The organism is Roseovarius albus, assembly GCF_900172335.1.
Classification (GTDB): domain Bacteria; phylum Pseudomonadota; class Alphaproteobacteria; order Rhodobacterales; family Rhodobacteraceae; genus Roseovarius; species Roseovarius albus.
In genome coordinates this window covers 1-18016 of record NZ_FWFX01000023.1, presented here as the reverse complement: position 1 = coordinate 18016, position 18016 = coordinate 1, and the positions used below count along the sequence as shown (strand labels likewise).

Below are 18016 nucleotides of genomic sequence, written 5' to 3'. Positions count from 1 at the left end.
GTTCCAGCCTCCAATCCAACACGTTCAATCGGATGCGGGAACCCTGCAAGGCACGCGGCTATATCAGCAACCTCACAAGGCAGTTCCCGCTCAACCAGCACCGTACCCTTGGTGTCTACAATGCAAAGCGCACATGACCGCAGCGACACATCCAGTCCAACAAAGTAATCCATCATCTATCTCCCTTGTTCACAGCTATCCTGTGATCCTATCGGGAGCTCGACCTCAAAACAGAGGCAGCCCAATTACGCATGCTTGGAGCCCAACCTGTAAATTTGCATTTCATGCCGCACGCGCACGCAGCACAAGAATTGCTGCACTTGCTCATATTTTGGTGCTGCTATGCGGCGTGAATACTGGCCATTCGTGGTTTGCGCAGCATTTTCCAAAGGGAGAATTTACAGGCCGCAGACGGATCCGTCGTACGGACTTCAGACAATCCACCACAACGTCAGCGCGTTCTTTGATAACAACTGACGGAAGCTCGGTGAGCTGGTTGCAAAGCCGAGTATAGGTTTCAACCATGACCTTGCCAGTTACCTTGGCTTTTTGTCGGCCCTGTTTGCGTTCGGCGTCCTGAACGAAGATGGTGTCCCAATATGATCCAAGGAAATCCTGTTCGTTGTAGGGATAGAGGTTCTCTGCCATCTGGATATGAGTTGGAACAGGCAGGTCGCAGAGTGGGAGGTAGCCGATGATATCGGGTATTCTACGATCCACCAGGACGCAGCCATTCATAGCCAAAGCCGTGCGATACGAACGTAAGCCCCATCCCAACATAAGTTCTGCAAACATTTCTCGATTCGCGCCGGGCCAGTTCGTCAATCAAACTACTTTTGCCAGAGCCGGGACCGTCGGTCACGACGAACATATGGTCACACATGTTTCAGCTTCGAATTACTCGATGAAAGGGAATGCTATAATAGTCAGAACTCATCTAGACCAACCATAAGTTAGGCAAGCTCAGCTAGAAAAGCAAATTGTGGCAATGGGCTCTTGGCCGTCGAATGCTATCGCGGAGACGCCACGCGAGGGTACCGAAAAGCCCATAGATTTGCGTTAGATAAAAGCCCCGGATAGCTCTGTATCGTCGATAGTCATGGGGTTGGGATAGGGCCCTACATTAAGTAAGGACCTACCTTGGTTTTTTCAGCCCTCAAACCACCAGCGCTCTGCAGCACGTGCACCGTCCATCTGCCAGCTTGCAGCCAGTTGGCCGGTGTGCTTGACGTTGGCGCGGCGCCCATAGACGAAGTTCGGGAAGAACGGAATAAGCGCACCGCCGTCATCACGCAGAAGCATGGCCATCTCGCGATACATGTCTGCGCGCTTCGCATCATCCAGTTCAGCTTTCGCCATCAACAGCACTTCGTTGAAACGTGGATTCTTCCAATGAGTTTCGTTCCAAGCGGCGTCATCTTTATAAGTCAACGTATACATGACGTCTGGTGTCGGACGTGCGCCCCAGTTCACAACACACCAAGGCTTGGTCAGCCAAACGTCCGACCAGTAGCCATCATTGGGTTCGCGCACCACATTGATGTTGATCCCGGCTGCTTTGGCCTGCTCGGCATACAGAATGCACATGTCAACCGCACCCGTGGCAATCGATTCCGCCGTGCTGATATTGACAGACAGACCTTCAGCACCGGCTTGCTTCAGATGCCATTTGGCTTGATCCGGATCGTACTCACGCTGCGGAATGCCTTCTGGATAATAGGGCATCGCAGGCGAATGGTGGAAGTCATTGCCTATCGTCGCGGCTCCAAAGGAGATCTTTTCGATCAGCTCTTCGCGATTCATCGACAGTTTTAGCGCCATACGCACATCATTGTTGTCGAACGGGGCAACATCCGTGAACATTGGCATGGTAATGCAACTTGCCGATGGGACATTGTCGACTTCGACATTCGGATCCCGCGACAGCAGGCTGATCGTTTTGTTCTCGAGCAACGATACCGCATCCACATCCCCTGTTAGCAATGCAGTCTGACGGGCATTCGGATCGTTGATGATCAAGAATTGGACCTCGTCAAAATAGGCACCTTCGCCATGCCACCCGTCGTGGCGGACCAGACGCGAGCCTACACCGAATTCGTGCTCTACCAGTTTGTAGGGGCCAGAGCCGTCGGCGGACTGCCAATCGATGGTGCCACCTTCATTCGCAGGGCAAATGGGCAGGTGATAGTCGGGCATGATCCATGGCAGATCCGCATTCGGGCTGTCCAGCTTGAAAGTGACCGAGTTGTCACCATTGTCCACGATCTCAACAACCGAGGACAGCAGGGCTTTCGCAGCCGAGGCAGAATCTTCGCCGCGGTGGTGATTCATTGAGGCCAGAACGTCCTTGGCCGTCACTTTGCCGCCAGAATGGAAGGTGGCTTTGTCCGTTAGCATGAACGTCCATTCCATGGCGTCCGGTGTCGCTGTCCATTCTGTGGCCAAATCGCCGCCGAGGGTCTGGTCGGTGTTGATTTTAGTCAGGAATGAACGGTGTGTATGTACAAGTGCGATCATCGCAAACGACAGGTATGTGCCTGGGTCATGCGTATCACTGGTGTTACCGTCATGTTGTGCAATGCGGAACGTGCCGCCACGTTTTGGCGCGGCGTTGGCCGATGTGCCCCACAGGCCGGTTGCGGTCGACGCGGTCATGCCCGCAGCCATTGAATAGTTCATGAAGGAGCGGCGCGAGACTTTGCCCTCGCGGGCAGCTTTAGCCAGCCGATCTATCATCACATGATCATGTTTTTTGGTCATATTACCTCCTATGGGTTTTCATTTTTGTTATCGTTTATATTGGCTCAGTTAATCGGTTATCTCTGTATGAGGCCAATCAGTTCTCAATGTTGTTGTGCGGGTTGAATAGAAACGCATACTTGTTCATTTCTAGTTTTTTGAAACGGAACGAAGTTGCTCATCGGATCAATGAACAGATCGCGACTGAAAGCGTTAAGCGCTGCAAAGGGTGCGATTTACGCAGCATCCCCAAGCGTCTGGCTTCATGCTTTATGCTTTGCTAGTTCAAAATCAAAATGGACGATGTTCCCTCTCCCTTTTTGCAACGATATCTCTTGGAATTTCTTTCAAGGAAAACGTGATCATTTGCACAATCTACTATCGGCATTGGCTCCCGTCAGTGTGTCAGCCTCAGCGCTATGTACGGCCAGTGGGCGTCAGGCGATAAGGTTAATTTTATATTGATACATTGTCAATATTATAAAAAATGCTTGAGTTATATTAATAATATTACAATGCTATTGAACATAAGGCTGGGCGGATTCGGTGTGATGCCGAATTGCGGGCGGTGAAGGCAAAATGCTCGAAGAGGTAGCTGTATGATTGAAGGTAACGGAATGACCAAACGCATTGCACGCGTTGAATGGTCCGGCATTCGAAACATGCACGCCAAAGCGAGTAAGCTCGACAATGTCATCAATCTCGGGATCGGCCAGCCTGATTTTGATACCCCGGATCACATCATCGCCGCCGCCAAAGTCGCATTGGATGAGGGTTATACGCGATACCCTCCTGCACAGGGCTTTCTGGATGTACGCCAGGCAATCGCTGAGAAGCTGATACGTCAAAACGGCATCGTCGCAGATCCGGAAACCGAGATCATGGTCACGGTCGGGGCGATGCAGGTGGTCTTCAATACAATGCTTAACTTTATCGAAGCTGGCGATGAAGTGATCGTCATGGACCCGGGTTATGATTACTTTTCTCAGATACGCCTCTTCGGCGGCGTGCCGGTTTCCGTGCCATTGCGCGAGGAAAACGGATTTCGGCTCGATCCTGCAGATTTAAGTGATGCGTTGACCGACAAAACCAAGTTGATCGTGATCAATTCACCGTCTAACCCGACTGGAGCCGTGTTTGACCGCACGATTATGAAAGCGATTGCAAAAATTGCAATTGAACATGACCTTTTGGTCTTCTCTGATGAGCCCTACGAAGACCTGATGTTCGATGGTCACGAGCATGTCAGCATCGCATCCCTCGATGGTATGAAAGACCGTACTATCACGGCCTTTACCTTATCTAAGACCTACGCCATGACCGGTTGGCGCGTGGGTTATGCTGTGGGCACTCCGCCGGTGATTGCCGAGATGGAGAAGCTGATGGAGCATCTTGTCTCGGGGGTTACGGCTGTGTCGCAACGCGCAGCCCTTGCCGCCATTACCAGTTCGCAAGATTGCGTGCAGGAAATGACCGACGCATATGAGCGGCGGCGGCACATTGTCTACGAGGGGCTGAACGCCATTGACGGCGTATCCTGTATCATGCCGGAATCCACATTCTACGCATTTCCCAACATCAAAGAGCTGGGGCTTTCATCTTGGGATTTGGCCTGCCACATCCTGAACGATCAGCAGGTCATAACCATCCCCGGTGTGATCTTTGGCGAAAATGGAGAGGGTTATCTGCGCCTATCCTTCGCAGTCGAAGATGCCGAGCTGCGCGAAGCGATTACCCGCATCAAACTTGCCATTGAGAGTTTGCACACATGACACACTCCCTCAGCCCAATATCAGAGGCCTCAAACATGCCATTTGACATCAAGACCCGCGTAAAAGAACTGGAAGAGGAATTGATCGAATTGCGGCGAGATTTTCACATGCACCCTGAACTGGGCATGGCAGAACATCGGACTGCTGGCATTGTTGAGCGCTATCTCAAAAAACTAGGGCTGGAAGTGTCGCGGATGTGCGGCACCGGAGTAATCGGTCTATTGAGGGGCCGGCAGCCTGGTAAAACCCTGATGATGCGAGCCGATATGGATGCGCTGCCAATTGAAGAAATGACCGGACTGGACTTCAAGTCAAAAACGCCCGGTGTGATGCATGCCTGCGGGCATGACGGGCACACGTCAATGATGATGATAGCCGCGAAAATCCTGACCGAGAACAAGAACAACCTGAAAGGCGACATCAAGTTTGTTTTTCAGCCGAACGAGGAAAACGGTTGTGCGCTCGATATGGTTCAGGACGGGGTGATGCAAAACCCTACGGTTGACGCTGTCATAGGGACCCATCTGATGACCGGCTTGCCGACTGGTGCTATTTCGGCAGACGACGGCCCGGTGATGGCGGAGGCCAATGTGTTTCGGCTAACCTTGCAGGGTCTCGGTGGTCACACTGCGGTTCCGGAGGATTCAATTGACCCGATCTTGGCCGCGGCAAGCGTTGTCCAACAGGTTCAGGCCATACAGACACGCGAGCTGAGTCCCCACAAGTCCGTGGCCATCGTGTTTGGCTCGATCCACGCTGGCACTGTGGCCAATATCATTCCCGAAAAGGTGGAGCTTCATGGCACGCTCCGGTGTCTATTCAATTCGCGTGAAGAGCCGGGCGAAAACGTGCTGGACCGATTTGAGCGGATCGTTTCTAACATCTGCGCCGCGCACCGTGTCGGTTATGAACTGGAATGGACGTTCCATGACCCCGCAGTGGTGAATGATCCGGCCGTAAGTGCGGTTGTACGAAATGCAGCAGCTGACGTCATCGCCGGGACAAGTCAAAAGATTGTCCCTTATGTCACCATGATCGGCGAAGATTTCTGCCGCTTCTCTCAGGAGGTGCCTGGCACTTTCTATTTCGTGGGCGTTGCGAACAAGGAAAAGAAGACAGATTTCCCGCACCACCATCCCAGCTTTGACATTGATGAGGACGGGCTGGCCACGGGTGTGGAACTGCATGTGACCAGCGCCATCCATTACCTGAATGGGTGTGTACAAAATACACCCAACTGATCTCTTAGCATCCGAGGCCCCAATGCCACGCAAAAACTTTAACCCGAAGAATTTCGAACTGGATGTGGATCATCCTTGGACGATGGCCATACACACCAATGATATGGTCGTGCTGAACCCACAACTTGATTTAGACCACCCCGATGATTTGGATGCCCAAACCACCGTTAGCCTCAACCATATTCGCAAGCTGCTGGCAGATATCGATTGCGAAGTCTCAGACATCACCAATCTGCGGGTTTCTTACGTGAACAAAGGCGATGTGGACGAGGATACTTATCGCCAAAGCATTCTCGACCAAATGCGAGACTTGAAAGGCGCGACGCTGGAAATGGTGCCATTTGATCGCTTGGTTTTGCCCGAGTTGCTTGTTGAGATTTGCACCTATGCAATGCGAAGGCAAACCGACGAAGTGATTCCCAAGGTCAGTTGCGATCCGGGTGGTCTATATCATCCCGGATTGCCACTATCACAAGGCGTGAAGTGCGGGCAAATGATCTATGCGGGGGAACAGGTTGCGCGCGCACCCGATGGTACAGTTTTGCGCCCCGGCGATATCGTAGGCCAGTGCAGTGTGATCCTTGACCAGTTGACATATGTTCTGGCCGGTCTGGACGCAGATCTTTCCGATGTGGTGCGGTTGAATATTTTCTATGACGCTTCGACTTCTCCCAGTGATTGGGCCGCCTGCCTTCGGCAACTCAAGGCCCGTTTTGGCGACGCCGCACCCAGCCTCACTGCCATTCCTCTGCCGCAGCTTTTCCCGTCAGGTAAGCAGATCATGCTGAGCGCATGGGCAATGCGCGGGCAGGATGGCGTGCGTTTGAAAAAACGTCACTCGGAGGCAGACGACAACATCACACGCCCCGGCCCGACAATGTGGCGGCACGCTGTGGCTTGTGAGGACATGATTTTCGCTGGAGGAATTTCAACTGTGTGCGCGGATGGCACGGTTGGCGCAATGGGCGATCAGATTGCACAAACCAAACAAACCATGATGCGGATCGGCACCCTGATGAACGATCTCGGCGGAAGCTTGCAAGATGTGCACAAGACCAATTCCTACTACGTCCTGAGTACAGTAGACGAGTTCAACTCCAATCTACAAACGAGAAGCGATTGCTTCGAAAAACCTGGCCCCGGTTCCGTGGGCCTTCCGCTCGACAGCTTGTCCTATTCGGGGCAGCGCATTGAAGTTGAAGCGATCCTTGTCAAAGATAAATAGCCGGAGGAACCCATGAGACTTTCACAATTGCTGAACGAACAGGGTCAGAAAATGGTCTGCGCAACCGATGCAAACGGCATCAGCCGCAAACTGGCGGGTGTAAGTGATATCCGAAGCCTCGCGATGGGTGTCGTGAACTCGCAAACCAACTTACCCGCCGTCGTCAATGACCATCTGACAGATGAGGTGATTGATCTTGGTGCGGCTCTTGAATCGGGGCGCGTTTTGACCCCGATTGATCACCCGGATCCGGCGCATCTGTTGGTCAGCGGCTCGGGGTTGTCGCACAAGGCATGGGTGACGGTTGAACCCGATCATGGAACCGATGAAAGCACTTGGCCCGACCATTACAAGACCCTGATGCTGGGTCAGCGCGGTGGAAAACCAGCAACAGGAAACTGGGGGGCGCAACCGGAATGGTTCTTCAAGGGTAATGGTGACATCATTGTGCCCCCAGGCAGGGCGGTCGAACACCCGTTTTATGGAGACGGTCCTGGTGAAGAGGCCGAGATTGCGGGGATTTATCTGATCGGCCCGGACAAAACTCCATTCTGTATCGGCTACACGCTAGGCAATGAATTTTCCGACGAGCAGATGTATTTCAAAAACGTCTACCACTTGGCGCAATCCAAAAAACGCCATGTGTCGCTTGGGCCTGAGCTTTTAGTCGGAGATCTACCTGACGACATTCCGGCTAGAATCTCATTGCATCGGGGTGACCGTGTACAATGGCAAGCTGATTTCCGAACTGGTGAAGCCAACATGCTGCACTCGATTGCCAACATTGAGGCACATTACTTCAAGTACAGCGAGTGGTACATTCCGGGCGATATCCACGTACTCTACCTTGGTAATGCGGTGATGAGCACAGCGCAGGGAGAGGTAGTGGAAGACGGTGATGTGTTTCAGCTGGATTGCGAGATCTTTGGCTTGCCACTGATCAACTCTGTCCGCTTCGGCACGCCGTTCCCCATCCCGCGCGCGCAGCCACTTTGGTAATGTGCGGAGCACATTATATCGTTGATATGATGAACACCTCGTTTTGGGTTGTAAATTTTCAACCCTTTAAATATTTGATCCTCGATATGTCTTGAGGGGATCATATGGCTAAAGAGGTTTACTCCGTCATCAAGGGTCGAATTCTGTCGGGGGCATACGAGTCCGGAGAGTTCATAAATGAAATTGCTCTGGCAGAAGAATTGAACGTTAGCCGGACACCCATCCGTGAGACTCTTGCACGGCTTGAATGGGAAAAACTCGTCACAATCATCCCGCGGGCAGGTGCGATGGTGGCTCCGGCTGAGCTAAATGCGGTTAAAGAGGCGTATCAGGTCAGGCTTATTCTCGAAGGTGACCTTGGTCGACGGGCTGCGTTGCGTGTAACTCAGACGCAGATCGAACAACTTGAAGCAATCAAGCGCAAATGCGAGGGTTTGGTCAATGCTGGAACTCAAGATGATCTCAACGCGCTTTCGCGCGAATACCGTGCGGTGCTCGGGGCAGCGGCGAGCAATAAGACCCTTTTCGAGATGTCGGAGCTCCTCTTCAATGTCACGGTTCGGGTATGGCACACGATTCCCGAAAAGGATGCCCACGCCGAACTCGCATCCGCGCTGATTGCAGAGATCGGCGCGATAATCGAGGCATTCAAGGCAAAAGATGGCGACGCTGCCCAGAAGGCAATGCAAGATGCCATTCGCTATTACACCGAGAAACTAAGACGGCTTTTTAGGGAGTAGATTGTGTTTTGTGAACCCTTAGGTAGCTACTAAATCTTGAGCAATGTATTTCTGCACAGCGAATGCCATCGCAATTCATGAAACTGCGGGTCATGCTTGCTGCCCTGCAGGCAGAATGGAAAGATCTTAAGGTCAACTTCTGAAAACGGGTGCTGCAAATGATAGCTTCGCGCGTGATGTTTTAATTCCTAAAGCTGTAAAGCGCCGGAACCGGCTATTGGTGCAAACGCAACGAATACCCAGTTTGCCCGCGACTTTCGAGTTCCGACACGTGGCAGCGAAAAGGTGGGTTAAGATCGGGGTTTCATTGTCGCCTTGAATGGCCGGTATGGCGAAATCGGCTACAATGCAGCGATGAACGCGCCGCAACTGCGAACCGGTGCTTCGTGAGCAATAGCTGCAAGAGCAAAAGGAGGCTTCGTCCGCAAAGCAGACCTTAGATCGTCGTTCTATCAATGGCAGCAACGCGGGACCTTGCTGCCGTTCGCTGCACCTGCTTGATTTCCGCTGCGCTTGCACGGGTTCCTGGAGGGCGGGCGGAAATCGGACTTTCGCTGCGGGTGCGTACAAGACGCGTAACCTCAGCGGAAGCAGACATTTGCCCCATGCCAAATCCGCTTAGATGCACCAGCACCGCGTTACCGCTTGAGACTCAGCTTTCCCAAAGTACACTTCAGTTCGTCAACTAACTGTTTTTCTTGGCCAGCCAGAACCAATTCAGGGGGGCCGGGATATGGCGCGAAAGTGCTGGTGTTTTCGTCTGCGAGGGATGGAGCCACTCAATGACGGCAAAGACAGTCGGGCCGGATTTGGCCAAGGACGTTTTCAGATGTACTGAGTTTCAGCCAACAGGCTCAAGATCAACAACAAAAAGATAAAACGCGCAGAACTGCTACCGGCTTGTTCTAGTTGTGAATCCTGACCCTAGGCCTTCTGCTACGCGCCCAAATGTCGTCTGTGTGACGTAGAAGGGCGGTCCTGGATATTGAGCCTAGCATCTGGGCGGGGGGACTGACTGATGAGTTTGCCATTTGCCACAACGTGCAAACGCGCTGCGCGTAGCCGCAGGGCCTCGGTTGGGGTGCCAGCATCAAGCACGACCAGGGAGGCCTTTGCCCCGACGTGAAGCCCGTAGTCCTGCAAACCCATCGTCTTTGCATTGTTCACAGTTACCATGTCGAAACAGATCCGCATTTCTTCGGGGCTGGTCATCTGCGCCACATGTAGCCCCATAAAAGCCACGTCCAGCATGTCTGCTGTTCCTAGTGAGTACCACGGATCAAGCACACAATCCTGTCCCCAACCAACGTTGATCCCAGCACTTAGCATCTCTTTCACCCGGGTCAGACCGCGGCGTTTGGGGTATGTATCGTGCCGCCCCTGCAGAACGATGTTGATCAAAGGGTTCGGGATCGCATTGATCTGAGCCTCTGCGATCAGAGGTAGCAGTTTCGAGACATAGTAGTTGTCCATAGAGTGCATTGAGGTCAAATGCGAACCCGCCACACGCCCGTGTAGTCCAAGCCGCTGGGTTTCCAATGCAAGCGTTTCGATGTGGCGCGATAGTGGGTCATCCGTCTCGTCACAATGCATATCCACTTGCAGGCCGCGTGCGGCGGCTATTTCGCACAGTTCAGTCACTGACGCAGCACCATCCTGCATCGTGCGTTCGAAATGCGGGATACCGCCGACAACATCCACGCCCATATCCAGCGCGCGGATGGTATTCTCGCGCGCCGTGGGGTCGCGGTAGAACCCATCTTGAGGGAATGCGACCAGTTGCAGATCGATATAGTTTTTGACCTTATTACGAACCTCCAGCAGCGCCTCGACCCCTAACAGCCGGTCGTCGCACGTGTCGACATGGCTGCGGATCGCAAGCAATCCCATGCTGGCCGCCCAGTCACAGTAGTGCAGAGCGCGATCAATCACCTCGTCCTGGGTCATGACCTGTTTGAGTTCACCCCAAAGCCCAATGCCCTCCAGCAGGGTTCCCGAGGCGTTGATGCGAGGCAGGCCATAGGACAGCGTCGCATCCATATGAAAATGCGGATCAACAAAGGGCGGGCTGACCAAGTCGCCGGTTGCATCAATGACCTGCCTTGCTTCGGCGGTGCCGAGTTGATCTATGGCGGTGATCTTACTGCCTGAGATGCCAATATCAGCGACGCTGCCGTTCGGCAGAAAGCCACCTTTTACAATCAGGTCAAACATCACCGCTCCCCCTTGTTGAATGGCACCATAAGTGCGGCGGGTACTTCAGCCCGGCGTGACATTACTACCAATGCTAGAATGGAGAGAATGTAGGGCATCATCAAGAATATCTGATAGGGAACCTGCGCCCCAATACTTGTTTGCTGAACCCGGATTTGCAGCGCATCGAAGGCCGCAAACAGCACTGCCCCAAGCATTGCCTTGCCCGGCCGCCAGGACCCGAAGACAACCAGAGCAATACAGATCCAGCCGCGCCCATTGACCATCTCAAAAAAGAAGCTGTCAAAGGCGGACATCGTTAGAAACGCGCCACCGACGGCCATCAGCCCGCTGCCAATGATAACAGCCCCCATGCGAATAGCGGTCACCGAAAGGCCTTGTGCGGCGACCGCAGCCGGGTTTTCACCCGCGGCACGCACGGCCAAACCCAAGGGCGTTCGGTAGAGAACCAACCCGACAACTGCAACAAGTACAAAGGCCAGATAGGTCAGCGGCGTTTGCGAGAAAAGAGCTGGCCCAAGCAGTGGAATGTCAGATAGTAATGGGATTTCATAGGGTTGAAATGCGACGATCTTGGGCGGGCTGGTGACCTCTGGCAGCACCAGCCGATACGCATAGTAGGTTGACGAGGTCGCCAGAAGTGTTACGCCCAGTCCAACTACATGCTGGGACAGGCCAAAGGGCACTGTCAGCGTGCTGTGCAACAACCCAAACAACATCCCAACAGCCATTGCAACGCTGACACCAACCCAAAGCCCGGTGCCCGAATAGACCGCCATCCAGCCCGCAAATGCACCGGAAACCATGATGCCCTCGATGCCAAGGTTCAAGACACCGGCGCGCTCACAGATCAATTCTCCCAAGGTCGCAAAAATCAGTGGGCTGGCGATACGGATCGCTGCGGCCCAAAAACTAGCGGTGAAGAGGATTTCGACGATGTCCATGGCGCTAGTCCCTCACTACGCGAAACCGCGTCAGCATGATTGCCAGAACCATCAGCAAAAGGGAGATAGCCAGCATGATATCGGCTAGGTAGGTTGGTACGTCTGCGGCCCGGCTCATGCTGTCGGCGCCGACAAATATGCCGGCCACAAACAAGGCCGCGATCACCACACCCAGCGGATTGAGCAGGGCGAGCATCGCCACGATGATGCCGGTGTAACCAAATCCGGGTGACAGATCGAGAGTCAGGCTCCCCTTCAGCCCGGCGACCTCGGAAAAGCCTCCCAAGGCGGCCAGCCCGCCAGACAGCAGCGCGGTTTTAACCAACACCAAATTCACCGGAATGCCCGCGAAACCTGCGGCCTGTTTGTTTAGGCCCACGGCTCGCATCTCATAGCCTAAGGTACTGCGGGTCTGGATCACCCAGACGCAAAGCGCCGATATGATCGCAAGGGCGAAACCCCAGTGCAAACGCAACCCATTGACGATCCGTGGTAAGCGGGCCTCGGGGATCAGTCGGGCCGATTTTGGCCAGCCCATCCCCATTGGATCTTTCAATGGCCCCTCCAACAGCATTGAAATAAACAGCAGGAAGATGAAGTTGAAAAGCAGGGTCGTCACCACCTCATCCACCCCAAACCGGGTTTTCAGAAGCGCCGGTACCAGCAGCAAATTCGCACCCGCAAACACCGCAATCAACGCAATTACAGGAAGGATCAGGCCACTTGGCCACACCAAGGCTCCGGTTCCCAACAAAACCGTGATCAGAGCGCCGGCGTATAGCTGCGCTTCGGCCCCGATGTTCCAGAACTTGGCCCGAAAAGCCACGGCAACGGCAAGCCCCGTAAAGATCAGCGGTGTCGCCCGATTGAGCGTTTCAAGAAGCGCGAATTTCGACCCAAATGCGCCCTTGATGATCAGCCCCAGAACCGAAAAGGGGTTTGCGCCAGCGATCATTGCCAAAAGCGATGCGATCACAATTGTCGCAGACAACGCCAATGCAGGTGGGACCAGTTTGCGCCCAAAACTGGGGTTGTTTATCGGTTCAAGACGCATGCGCATTCTCGTTTTCAAACCCTTGTCCGGCCATCCATAGGCCCAGCTCCGTGGGTGTCATACTGCCCCGGCCAAATCCGGGTGAGAGCTTTCCGTCAGCAATCACATGGATGACATCGGACATGGCCATGACCTCATCCAGATCTTCCGAGATCAACAGGATCGCGGCCCCTCTGGCGCGGGCTTCCAGCAACTGGCCGTGCACATAATTGACTGCGCCGATATCCAGCCCGCGCACGGGTTGATTGGCCAGAATAACCTGCGGTGCGGCCTCAAGCACGCGCCCCAGTATTAGTTTTTGCATGTTCCCACCGGACAAAATTCGGATCGGCGTGTCTGGGCCCGGACAACGCACATCGTATTTTTTGATGATGGCCTCGGCAAAGGCCCGTGAACTGCGCCAATTCAGCCAACCAGCCTTGCTGAACCCCCTTGAGCGGTAGCGTTCAAGAATTGCATTTTCGGTCAGATCAAAATCCGCAATCGTTCCGGTTTTGTGTCGGTCTTCGGGGATGCGAGCGATGCCTCGTTTTACCGCTTCGCGCGGGGTCCACCGGTTGATGTCAGATCCGGCGATCTCGATCCGCCCCTCGGCGGGTTTCACCAGCCCACCAACCACATCCGCAATTGCGGCTTGGCCATTGCCGGAAACGCCAGCCAGGCCGATGATATGCCCGGCATGCAAAGATAGAGACACCGACTTGAGCCCCGGAGCGTTGCCGACATCCGGTGTTGTCACGCGATCCAGTTTCAATAAAGCAGGCCCGGGTGTCGATTGGGGTACCTTGGGTGGTGTCGCCTCTGTGCCCATCATCAGGGTCGCCAGCGCGTGTTTGTCGGTATCTGCGGTGCGAACGCCACCCGTAATCTTACCGTGCCGCAACACGACAACTCGGTCCGATATCGCCATAACCTCATGTAGCTTGTGGGAAATGAATATGACCGACAAACCATCCGCTATGGCCAGCCGGAGGGTCGCAAACAGATCATCTGTTTCCTGCGGCGTCAGAACTGCGGTCGGCTCATCAAGAATAAGAATGCGCACATCGCGGTAAAGCGCTTTAAGTATCTCGACCCTTTGCCGTTCACCCACCGTCAGCGCCCCGACACGGGCGTCCGGCGACACGGACAGGTGATACTTTTGAGACAGCGCCTTGATCCGGTCGCGGGCGGCCGATCGACCCGCGCTTGTGCTCAATAGTGAACCGACCCCAAGAGTGATGTTTTCCAAAACAGTCAGGTTGTCGGCTAGGGTGAAGTGCTGGTGTACCATCCCCACACCCGCATCCAGCGCAGCGCGAGAGTTTCCAGGTGGCAGAGTTTTTCCGAACACCCGAACGGTTCCGCTATCAGCCGTATATTGGCCAAAGAGGATGTTCATCAGCGTAGTTTTGCCTGCCCCGTTTTCACCGAGCAAGGCAACAACTTCGCCTTCGCTCAAGGAAAGGTTGACCGCATCATTTGCGGTCAGCGTTCCAAAGCGCTTGGTGATATCTTCGAGGTTCAGCGCCTCAACAACAGAGGTGTCCATGGGTGGTTATGACGATGTCGGTTCGTCGTCGTTGATGGTCACAGAGAATGCACCCGATTTGATTTCGGCCTCGCGTTTCTTGACAAGGTCAAGCGCAGGGGCAGGTACCTTGCCATCGAATGTGCCCAAGGGTGCTAGGGAGGTTCCGCCCTGATTCATAAAGGAATAGATGCCATAGTCAGCGGCTGTAAAGCTACCGGCCTGCACTTCGGCAATGGCCTTGTCCAGGGTTGGTTCAAAATGCCAAATCGCCGAGGCGACCACGGTGTCAGGATATTCCGGCTGCGTGTCGATCACGTTGCCAATTGCAAGAATGCCCTTTTCCTTGGCGGCGTCGGAAACGCCGAAACGTTCAGCATACAAGATATCTGCTCCGTTTTCGATCATTGCAAAGGCCGTTTCCTTGGCTTTTGGCGGATCAAACCAGCTACCGATAAAGCTGACCTGGAAGGTGATATCGGGGTTCATTTCACGTGCACCGGCCATGAAGGCATGCATCAGGCGATTCACTTCCGGGATTGGAAAGCCGCCAACCATGCCGATATTGCCCGTTTCGGTCATGGAGCCGGCAATGATACCGGACAAGTAAGAGGCGTCCTGAATATAGTTGTCGAAAACCGCAAAATTGGGCAGCGCCGGGTCTTCCTTGAAGCTTGAGCCCATCAGGAAGGCAACGTCGGGATATTCTGCGGCGACTTCTCGTGCCTCTTGTTCGGCGCCAAATACCTCGCCGATAATCAGCTTGTTGCCCGCCTCGGCATATTCGCGGATCACACGGGCGTAGTCTGTGTTGCTGACGTTCTCTGAGTAGCTATAGGAAATATCCCCGCGATCCTGTGCTGTCAGCGCGGCGTTGTGGATGCGGCTGACCCATTGCTGCTCGACGGGCACGGTATAGATCCCGGCGGTTTTAATCGGTTCTGCGGCAGCAACGCGACCGGCCCCAAGCAAAAGTGACGATGCTGCGGTCGTCATCAGAAATTGGCGGCGGTTGAGAAATAGTGATGTCTTCATGATGTCCTCCCCGTGACAATTGACTCTAAGTAACACGTAATTTTATCATTTGGTCAAGAATTTTGAGAATGAGGGGCCCAGACGATCATAACTTGCTTAGAAAATGTGCTCAGGGTCAGGAATAGGCCAACCTCATAGACCTGCTGTCTTGGCAGCGTCTACTTTGGCGTTTTCAATGCGGCTTGACTAGTGCCGTTGAGCGGCGGCTTCGGGCCGCCCGCGAAGGCGGCCCTGATTTTCAGATTTCAACGGATTCCGAGATTGCTAAGGCATCTTCCAATTCGACTCCAAGATATCGGACCGTGCTGTCCATCTTTGTGTGCCCCAGCAACAGTTGAACCGCCCGCAGATTACCGGTCTTTTTGTAAATCTGCGAAACCTTGGTTCGGCGCATCGAGTGGGTGCCATACGCACTCGGCTCCAGCCCTATCGACTTGACCCATTCGCGGACTAGCCGTGCGTATTGCCGTGTTGAAATGTGAAGGCGCTCGTGAAAACGCCCGGGCCAGAGGTATTCCGAACCGACCATCAATGGTTGCTCCATCCACCTCAGGAGTGATTTTCGAGTTCCTTCCGTAATCTCGAAACGCACCGACTTTTGCGTTTTGCTTTGGATGATTGATGTTCGTTCTTTTACCTGACCAGCGGCATAAACGTCGGCCACCATAAGTTCGACCAGATCACAACCGCGCAACTTGCTGTCGATGGCAAGTTTGAAGAGCGCTAGGTCACGGAAATTGTCCGCGATCTCTAATCGAACACGGATCGCCCCGACGTGTTTCGGCAGCAAGGGCCTTTTCTGGCCGACGATGCACCCTTTGTTCCAAGCAGGGCGACAGGCGCGAATGGCGGGTAAATTCGGGATGTGCATGGTGGGTCCTCCAATCCACCACGCCCCGCCGCAACGCCAACCCGACGTTGACGAGGCAGTGTATCACACCATGCTGCGTCGCATTTGAGGTCGGCTCCGAGCCCAAACCTCTGGAATAATGCGCGGAGTACGAACGGCAGCTTTGCAACTTCATGCATCCCGAATAGTGTAGGCGCATGAACGAATTCCGAAACGCCAAACCTGCCGACGCACAGCGATGCTTTGAGATCGAAACTGTTGCCTATGAAGGCGACGAGGCGGCAACCCTCGAAAAGATATCCAAACGGATCGAGGTTTATCCCGATGGTTTCCTCATTCTTGAGGAACGAGGCGAGATCGTGGGCTTTATCAATTGTGGATGTGCTCATGAAGTCGAAATGTCTGACGAGGATTTCAAAGAGCTTGTTGGCCATGACCCCGACGCGCCAAATGTCGTAATAATGTCTGTTGTTGTTGATCCTGCGTATCAGGGCAAGGGTCTGTCGCGGGCATTGATGGTCGAATTTGTGGGGCGCATGAAAAGGATGGGAAAATCCACAATCCATCTCATATGCAAAGATCACCACGTCCCATTCTACGAGAGATTTGGATACAGCTATTTACAGCCATCGACTTCCGACCATGGGGGAATGACTTGGCATGACATGTCTATGAAACTTTGAATTCTTTGGAGTGAGAGAAGTGATACCACTTGAAAATCCTTTGAGATTGGCGGTTGAAACTGATGCTCATGCACTTGCGGACTTGGTGAACTTTGCAGGCGAAGGCCTGCCGCTCCATGTTTGGACCGGGCTTGCACAAGGTGGCGAGGACCCTTGGGCCGTCGGTCGCGTGCGACAGGCCGAAAAGGCACGCGAGGGGCAAGTGGTCGTAATTGACTTTGGAAGCGGGGTGGTTGCTGGCCTCACAGGTTATGGTATCGGATCTGAACCAGAAGAAATTGGAGATGACTTCCCAGCCTTGTTCCGCCCCTTGCAGGAGTTGGAAAACAAAGCGTTAGACAGCTGGTATGTTAATGTTCTGGCTTGCTACCCAGAGAACCGAGGTCAGGGACTTGGTTCGAAACTACTTGATGTCGCCGACGAGATAGCCCGCGACGCGGGCTACAACAAAATGAGTGTTATTGTGGCTGATGAAAACGTGGGAGCGAGACGTCTATACGAGCGAAAGGGATACTCTGAATTGGACAAAGCCCCATGCGCCAAAGATGGGTGGGAGACTGAGACCGCAAACTGGGTTCTCCTCGTCAAGTCGCTGTCATGACCATGGGTGTTATCAGTCTTTCGTGGAACAGACCGCTCTTGTTTATCGGCTAAAGTGGCGTCAGCGATCACGAGCAATCTTTTTACTGCGTTGCTCGAGACCTGCCACTGCTGGGAGAACGACGAAGGTCGGCAAAGTCCGCATAGCGGCCATTAGCGTTGCCGAAATGAAGGACTGCTAAGCGGACTTTGCCGACATTGATGTTTGGCCATGTTGCTGACGCAGCATCCATTTGCAGGTGCAGCAAGCAAGTTTCTGCCGGGCAACAAATGTCGCCGAACCCGATGGGGTGGATAGCTCCTGCTCCAACCGGCGTCGCAATGCGCCATACTGCAGTTGTTTATCACTGCTAGGAAAGGAGCTACCCAATGCAAGTTACAACAATCGGCATTGATCTGGCCAAACAGGT

At 53.8% G+C, this 18016-nt stretch carries 15 protein-coding genes; 7 read left to right on the top strand and 8 right to left on the bottom strand.

The features are described 5' to 3' along the window. Positions 1-324: 324 nt before the first annotated feature. The gene (locus ROA7450_RS20275; RefSeq protein ID WP_234999617.1) at positions 325-795 is read right to left on the bottom strand and encodes an AAA family ATPase; all 471 of its coding nucleotides are present in this window, start codon (positions 793-795) and stop codon (positions 325-327) included. Between the two features lie 354 nt (positions 796-1149). Beyond that, the gene (locus ROA7450_RS20270) at positions 1150-2760 is read right to left on the bottom strand and encodes an ABC transporter substrate-binding protein (RefSeq protein WP_085807787.1); all 1611 of its coding nucleotides are present in this window, start codon (positions 2758-2760) and stop codon (positions 1150-1152) included. 596 nt (positions 2761-3356) lie between these two features. Here ROA7450_RS20270 and ROA7450_RS20265 point away from each other — a divergent pair. From ROA7450_RS20265 to ROA7450_RS20245, 5 genes are all read left to right on the top strand, one after another. After that, the gene (locus ROA7450_RS20265) at positions 3357-4511 is read left to right on the top strand and encodes a pyridoxal phosphate-dependent aminotransferase (protein ID WP_159454118.1); all 1155 of its coding nucleotides are present in this window, start codon (positions 3357-3359) and stop codon (positions 4509-4511) included. Next, positions 4508-5752 (top strand): M20 metallopeptidase family protein, encoded by a 1245-nt coding sequence (locus tag ROA7450_RS20260; RefSeq protein ID WP_200812994.1) that lies wholly within the window; start codon positions 4508-4510, stop codon positions 5750-5752. Before ROA7450_RS20265 ends, ROA7450_RS20260 begins: the two co-directional genes overlap by 4 nt. Positions 5753-5774: 22 nt before the next feature. Further along, a complete protein-coding gene (locus tag ROA7450_RS20255; RefSeq protein ID WP_085807785.1) occupies positions 5775-6977 on the top strand; it encodes a RidA family protein in 1203 nt (400 codons plus the stop codon). A gap of 12 nt (positions 6978-6989) precedes the next feature. Further along, complete coding sequence (araD1, locus tag ROA7450_RS20250) at positions 6990-7976, top strand: AraD1 family protein (RefSeq protein ID WP_085807784.1); 987 nt, start codon at positions 6990-6992, stop codon at positions 7974-7976. Between the two features lie 104 nt (positions 7977-8080). Continuing rightward, on the top strand, positions 8081-8716 hold the full coding sequence (locus tag ROA7450_RS20245) for a GntR family transcriptional regulator (protein ID WP_085807783.1): 636 nt from the start codon (positions 8081-8083) through the stop codon (positions 8714-8716). A gap of 936 nt (positions 8717-9652) precedes the next feature. Here the strand turns inward: ROA7450_RS20245 and ROA7450_RS20240 are convergent. From ROA7450_RS20240 to ROA7450_RS20215, 6 genes are all read right to left on the bottom strand, one after another. Continuing rightward, positions 9653-10930 (bottom strand): amidohydrolase family protein, encoded by a 1278-nt coding sequence (locus ROA7450_RS20240; RefSeq protein WP_085807782.1) that lies wholly within the window; start codon positions 10928-10930, stop codon positions 9653-9655. Then, positions 10930-11874 (bottom strand): ABC transporter permease, encoded by a 945-nt coding sequence (locus ROA7450_RS20235; protein ID WP_085807781.1) that lies wholly within the window; start codon positions 11872-11874, stop codon positions 10930-10932. Before ROA7450_RS20235 ends, ROA7450_RS20240 begins: the two co-directional genes overlap by 1 nt. Before the next feature lie 4 nt (positions 11875-11878). Then, on the bottom strand, positions 11879-12928 hold the full coding sequence (locus tag ROA7450_RS20230; protein WP_085807788.1) for an ABC transporter permease: 1050 nt from the start codon (positions 12926-12928) through the stop codon (positions 11879-11881). Further along, positions 12918-14459, bottom strand: a complete 1542-nt coding sequence (locus ROA7450_RS20225) for an ABC transporter ATP-binding protein (RefSeq protein WP_085807780.1) — start codon at positions 14457-14459, stop codon at positions 12918-12920. Before ROA7450_RS20225 ends, ROA7450_RS20230 begins: the two co-directional genes overlap by 11 nt. Positions 14460-14465: 6 nt before the next feature. Next, positions 14466-15473 (bottom strand): BMP family protein, encoded by a 1008-nt coding sequence (locus tag ROA7450_RS20220; protein WP_085807779.1) that lies wholly within the window; start codon positions 15471-15473, stop codon positions 14466-14468. A 238-nt stretch (positions 15474-15711) separates the two neighbouring features. Further along, positions 15712-16344 (bottom strand): tyrosine-type recombinase/integrase, encoded by a 633-nt coding sequence (locus ROA7450_RS20215; protein WP_085807778.1) that lies wholly within the window; start codon positions 16342-16344, stop codon positions 15712-15714. A gap of 176 nt (positions 16345-16520) precedes the next feature. On the opposite strand from ROA7450_RS20215, the gene ROA7450_RS20210 reads away from it, so the two are divergent. Further along, a complete protein-coding gene (locus ROA7450_RS20210; protein WP_085807777.1) occupies positions 16521-17006 on the top strand; it encodes a GNAT family N-acetyltransferase in 486 nt (161 codons plus the stop codon). Positions 17007-17025: 19 nt separating this feature from the next. Beyond that, positions 17026-17607 carry a GNAT family N-acetyltransferase gene (locus ROA7450_RS20205; RefSeq protein WP_085807776.1) on the top strand — a complete coding sequence of 194 codons (582 nt, stop codon included), beginning with the start codon at positions 17026-17028 and terminating at the stop codon, positions 17605-17607. Positions 17608-18016 lie beyond the last annotated feature (409 nt).

Bases quoted from the DNA above. Each gene is read 5' to 3' on its own strand.
- ROA7450_RS20275 (WP_234999617.1), bottom strand. From the start codon at position 795: ATGTTTGCAGAACTTATGTTGGGATGGGGCTTACGTTCGTATCGCACG.
- ROA7450_RS20270 (WP_085807787.1), bottom strand. From the start codon at position 2,760: ATGACCAAAAAACATGATCATGTGATGATAGATCGGCTGGCTAAAGCT.
- ROA7450_RS20265 (WP_159454118.1), top strand. From the start codon at position 3,357: ATGACCAAACGCATTGCACGCGTTGAATGGTCCGGCATTCGAAACATG.
- ROA7450_RS20260 (WP_200812994.1), top strand. From the start codon at position 4,508: ATGACACACTCCCTCAGCCCAATATCAGAGGCCTCAAACATGCCATTT.
- ROA7450_RS20255 (WP_085807785.1), top strand. From the start codon at position 5,775: ATGCCACGCAAAAACTTTAACCCGAAGAATTTCGAACTGGATGTGGAT.
- araD1 (WP_085807784.1), top strand. From the start codon at position 6,990: ATGAGACTTTCACAATTGCTGAACGAACAGGGTCAGAAAATGGTCTGC.
- ROA7450_RS20245 (WP_085807783.1), top strand. From the start codon at position 8,081: ATGGCTAAAGAGGTTTACTCCGTCATCAAGGGTCGAATTCTGTCGGGG.
- ROA7450_RS20240 (WP_085807782.1), bottom strand. From the start codon at position 10,930: ATGTTTGACCTGATTGTAAAAGGTGGCTTTCTGCCGAACGGCAGCGTC.
- ROA7450_RS20235 (WP_085807781.1), bottom strand. From the start codon at position 11,874: ATGGACATCGTCGAAATCCTCTTCACCGCTAGTTTTTGGGCCGCAGCG.
- ROA7450_RS20230 (WP_085807788.1), bottom strand. From the start codon at position 12,928: ATGCGTCTTGAACCGATAAACAACCCCAGTTTTGGGCGCAAACTGGTC.
- ROA7450_RS20225 (WP_085807780.1), bottom strand. From the start codon at position 14,459: ATGGACACCTCTGTTGTTGAGGCGCTGAACCTCGAAGATATCACCAAG.
- ROA7450_RS20220 (WP_085807779.1), bottom strand. From the start codon at position 15,473: ATGAAGACATCACTATTTCTCAACCGCCGCCAATTTCTGATGACGACC.
- ROA7450_RS20215 (WP_085807778.1), bottom strand. From the start codon at position 16,344: ATGCACATCCCGAATTTACCCGCCATTCGCGCCTGTCGCCCTGCTTGG.
- ROA7450_RS20210 (WP_085807777.1), top strand. From the start codon at position 16,521: ATGAACGAATTCCGAAACGCCAAACCTGCCGACGCACAGCGATGCTTT.